At 71.5% G+C, this 4,587-nt stretch carries 4 protein-coding genes; 3 read left to right on the top strand and 1 reads right to left on the bottom strand.

Features of this window, described 5'->3' with window-relative positions:
* On the top strand, nt 1-692 hold a 692-nt coding region (locus D7X55_RS36265), incomplete at its 5' end, for a hypothetical protein (protein ID WP_121725420.1).
* 76 nt (nt 693-768) lie between these two features.
* Nucleotides 769-1,161, top strand: coding sequence for a hypothetical protein (locus tag D7X55_RS36260; protein WP_120553121.1), 393 nt, complete (start codon nt 769-771; stop codon nt 1,159-1,161).
* 18 nt (nt 1,162-1,179) lie between these two features.
* Here D7X55_RS36260 and D7X55_RS36255 read toward each other — a convergent pair whose 3' ends face one another.
* On the bottom strand, nt 1,180-2,742 hold the full coding sequence (locus D7X55_RS36255; protein WP_121725419.1) for a carboxylesterase/lipase family protein: 1,563 nt from the start codon (nt 2,740-2,742) through the stop codon (nt 1,180-1,182).
* 323 nt (nt 2,743-3,065) lie between these two features.
* Between D7X55_RS36255 and D7X55_RS36250 the strand changes: the two genes are divergently transcribed.
* A partial coding sequence (locus tag D7X55_RS36250; protein WP_147470353.1) for an amino acid adenylation domain-containing protein occupies nt 3,066-4,587 on the top strand: 1,522 nt, incomplete at its 3' end.

Genomic DNA, 4,587 nt, shown 5'->3' with positions numbered 1-4,587 from the left:
CCCCCCTCCCCACGGAGAGCCCGGGCCTGGGTGACTACGCGGCGCTGGCCGAGTGGGAGGTGAAGCTGCGGGGTGCTCGCGCCCTCCAGGGCGTGCCGGGCGTGCCGCACAACGACATCCCGGACGGCCTGGACACGTACGACCACTTCCTGCACGGCAACGGGGCGGACCGGCACTTCGACTACGAGCGCTTCGTGCGCACGGACCCCGCCGGCCAGGCGGTGCTCACCAACTCCACGCGTGACACGCAGCAGGCGGCGGAGGCGACCTACAACCAGATGATCGCCCAGGACCCGTCGCTCGCTGGCAAGCCGGTGACGTTCCAGATCACCGGCTCCCAGATTGGCGTGGGCTCCAGCGAGCAGTTCCCCTACCCGGAGACGGAGAACTGGCAGAAGGCCATTGGCGGCCACTCCATCTGGAACAGCGCGACGGTGACGGTGTATCCGCCGGAGACGCCGGGCGGTAAGCCCCGCTTCGAGATGGACATGACGCTCCACGCGGAGGACCGCTACAACTTCAACCCCGGCCAGGCGGACATCAACACCGGCACGCCGGACGCGGCCAACGGCCGGTTCGAGCAGACGGGCCTGGGGCACCAGTACACCAACTACGGCACGCTCCAGCGGCACGTGACGTGGGACCAGGGGAGCCCGGAGAATGCGACGTCGCGTCCCATCGGTGGCCGTTAGGCGCACGTTGGCCACCACCCTGCTCGCGGGGTGTGTTTCGCTCGCGTGCGACAAGCCCTCAGGGGGGAGTGCATCCATGACGACACAGACGGCCGCTCCGGCGGCGAAGACGGGAACGGACCTGGAGACGCTGGAGAAGGCGGTGACGCTGCCGCGCCGGCCCCAGGCGGTGCAGTGGCGCCAGTCGCCTCGGGGCATCCAGGGAGGCCTGGGCCCCACGGACACGCAGCTCATCGCGGTGCTGGAGTACCCGGCCGCGGAGGCCCAGGCGCTGCAGGCCGCGCTGAAGCCCACGCGGCTGACGGTGAAGGTGGATGACGGCGGGTGGCTGCCGGAAGCCACCCGGGAGGCGCTGAAGGGCGCCACCGCCTACGACGCGGCGCCCTTCTTCAAGGGCTCGCTGCGCCAGGGCACCGTGTTCCAGCTGCCCCAGCCGGGCACCTTCGTGCTGGTGCTCTTCAGCAGCTAGGCCTGGACGGAAGACGCGCTACGGCGTGCCTTCGGGCCGGGAGCGCTTCTGGGGCGTGGCGCCGTGGTGGGAGCTGCGCTGCGGGCCGGTCCTGCCACCCGTGCCGCGGTCCGCGCCGTTGATGAGGGAGGCCACGAGCAGGAAGGCGTTGAGGCGCAGCTGCATGAAGTTGTGCTCCACCTTCGGCGCCGGCTGCATGCGCAGGGTGCGGTCCTCGCCCTGCCGGTGCTGGGGCCACTCCGGCGAGGCCGCGGGCACTCCCGTGCGGGCGAACTGGAGCATCCAGCCGCTCACCTGGCGCGAGTACGCGCGGTCCTCGTCCGACAGCACGTCCTTCGTGGGCGGGCAGCGGGCCACCGTGTCCAGGAAGTACGGCACGTCCGAGCCGTGCGGCACGCCGTCGGGGAACTCCGGGCGCAGCTCCGTGGCGGTGTATTCGAAGTAGTAGCGCCACACGCTGGAGACCTTGAGGTGCAGGTCCGCCACCTGCCGGGGGATGAGCGTGAAGAGGATGTCCCGGCACGCCTGCCGCGCCAGCTCCTCCTCCGGCGCCACGCCCGGGTACAGCAGCCCGAGGGGCACGTTGTTCTCCCGGAGCGCCTGGAGGATCTCCATGGGGTCGCGGCCCATGGCCTCCATCACGCTCACGTCGTCGCTGGTGCTGCCCAGGATGAGCGGCACGCGCGCCTGCTGCTGCGCCTTGAACGTGGACAGGATGGACTGGGGCATCACGGTATCACCGCACACCGCCACCGGCGCCAGCGAGTGCTCCGGCGGCTGCGGCCAGAAGGACTCCGCGGGCAGCTGGCGCAGGCGCTCCGGCGTCGCGTCCGCGTCCGGCACGCCCATGCCGCGGATCAGCGCCTCGGCCTTGAGCCGGGCCTTCTCCAGCGGCATCTCGTCCAGGCCGTACACGCTCATGGCCACGCCCCGGTGGAACAGGGGCTTCGCGGCCTCCATGCAGAAGAGTGACAGCACGCTCTTGGCGCCCGCGGACTGGCCCATCAGGGTGACGTTGTCCGGGTCCCCGCCGAACTTCGCGATGTTGCGGTTCACCCACTGGAGCGCGGCGACCTGATCCAACAGGCCGAAGTTGGCCGCGCCGCCGCCGGGCTCGCGCAGGAGCGCCGGATGGGCCAGGAAGCCCAGGTGGCCCAGGCGGTAGTTGAGCGTGACGAGGATGGCGTCCCGGGACGCCATGGGGACGCCGTCGTACGGGGGCAGGCCGCTGGCGCCAATCACATACGCGCCGCCGTGGATCCACACGATGACGGGCAGCTTCGCCTGGGGCTCCATCCGGGGCGTCCAGACGTTGAGATAGAGGCAGTCCTCGCCCATGGGGAACGGATCCCCACCGCCGCCGGAGATGCAGTCCTCGCGCGACTGGAGCGAGGACTTGCCGAAGGTGGTCGCCTGCCGGAGGTGCTTCCAGGGCACGACGGGGGCGGGCGGACGCCAGCGCAGCGCGCCCACGGGAGGCTGGGCGTAGGGGATGCCCTTGAAGGCATACATCCCTTCCTCGATGACGCCTTGGAGCTGTCCTTCGACGGTGCTGACGACGGGAGCGGACTGCTGGACCATTTTTGGAACCCCCCACGAAGCCCGGCCCTTCAGGGACGAGCGGGCAGCGGAGTAGAGGGTCGGCGGATGCCAGTCAATGCATTGGCGCTTGAAGACAACCACCCGTGCGACAACGGACGAGGTCTCCGACCCGGGAGCATCAGGGCAATGCCCTAACGGCTTCCCGCAATCCAACCCAGGAGAATGTCAGACTCAGCACATCCTGTTGGGACCCGAAGGCGATCTTGTAACATCTTGCATGTTGTCCGAGCGCCGACACCCCAGCCAGACGCCAATCCCTGATTCGCCAAGGCCTTCCGGCAGTTCCTGACAAGAGACAGCCCGTGTCAAAAACAGACAAAGTCCTCTTCCCGGTCCCGCCGGACGCGGGCCCCGTTGCGTCCGCGATGCGCGGGGAAGCGCCGTGGCTCACGGACCGCGTGGCGGCCCGGGCCCTCGCGGCGCCTGAAAGCCTGGCATTGGCCGGGGACGACGAGCGGCTGACGTATGGCGAGCTGGAGGCACGCGCGGAGGCCCTGGCCGTCCAACTCCAGGCGCTGGGCGTGGAGCCGGAGCACCGGGTGGGCGTGTGCGCGCGGCGCGGCTCCGAGCTGCTCATCGCGCTCGTGGGCACGCTCAAGGCAGGCGCCGTCTACGTCCCGCTGGAGGGCGCGTGGCCGGAGGAGCGGCTCTCCAACGTGCTGGAGGACGCGGGCATCCAGGTGCTCGTGCTCGACTCACGGCAGGCATCCCTGCCGGGTCAGGGGGACCGGCGCGCCGTCACCATCGACCGTTCGGTGGCGCTGCCCGTGGGCGGCCGGGCCCGCGCGGCGGCGCGAGGGGCCCTCACGCCGGAGCGGCTTGCGTACATCATCCATACGTCCGGGACGACGGGGCGCCCCAAGGGCGTGGCCGTCACCCACGGGGCGGTGCGGCACTTCGCGGAGGCGTTCCTGCGCGAGTTCGCGCTGACGTCCGAGGACCGCGTGTCGTTCCTCGCGTCTCCCGCGTTCGATGCCTCCGTGCTGGAGGTGTGGCCCGCGCTGTCGGCGGGCGCCAGCCTCCACGTCGCGGACGACGCCGTGCGGCTGGTGCCGGAGCGCCTCCAGCAGTGGCTGGTGCAGCGGGCCATCCACGTCTGCTTCCTCACCACCGCGCTGGGAGAACAGCTCGCCTCGCTGTCCTGGCCCGCCGCTCCGGCCCTTCGCGCGCTGCTCACCGGAGGCGAGTCCCTGCGCGTCCGCCCACATGCCTCCGCGCCCTTCGCGTTCTTCAACTGCTACGGCCCCACGGAGACCACCGTCTTCGTGACGCGCGAGCGGGTCCTCACGGAGGGCTCCACCCCGCCGTCCATCGGCAGGCCCCTGGAGGGCGTCCGCATCCATCTGCTCGACGCGGCGCTGCTGCCGGTGGCGCCCGGAGCGCCGGGGGCCCTCTTCATCGGTGGGGCGACGCTGGCGCGCGGCTACTGGGGCGACCCGGCCCACACGGCGCGCCAGTTCCTGCCGGATCCCTTCAGCGGCGCGCCGGGCGCGCGGATGTACCGCACGGGCGACCTGGCCCGGCTGCGTGACGACGGCGCGCTGGAGTTCCTGGGGCGCGCGGATCATCAGGTGAAGCTGCGCGGGTTCCGGATCGAGCTGGAGGAGGTCGACGCCGCCCTGGCCCGGCTGCCGGAGGTGCGCGCGGCCGTGAGCGTGGTGCGCGAGGATCCCGACACGGAGCGCCGGCTGGTCGCCTACGTCGTCGCCCGTGGAGCCGTCACGCCCGCGGCGCTGCGCCAGGGCCTGCGCGCGACGCTGCCCGAGCCGTGGATCCCCTCCGCGTTCGTGTTCCTGGAGTCCCTGCCGCTCACGGCCTCCGGCA

The organism is Corallococcus sp. AB049A, from assembly GCF_003668885.1.
Lineage (GTDB): Bacteria > Myxococcota > Myxococcia > Myxococcales > Myxococcaceae > Corallococcus > Corallococcus interemptor.
This window is presented reverse-complemented; position numbering and strand designations above follow the sequence as displayed.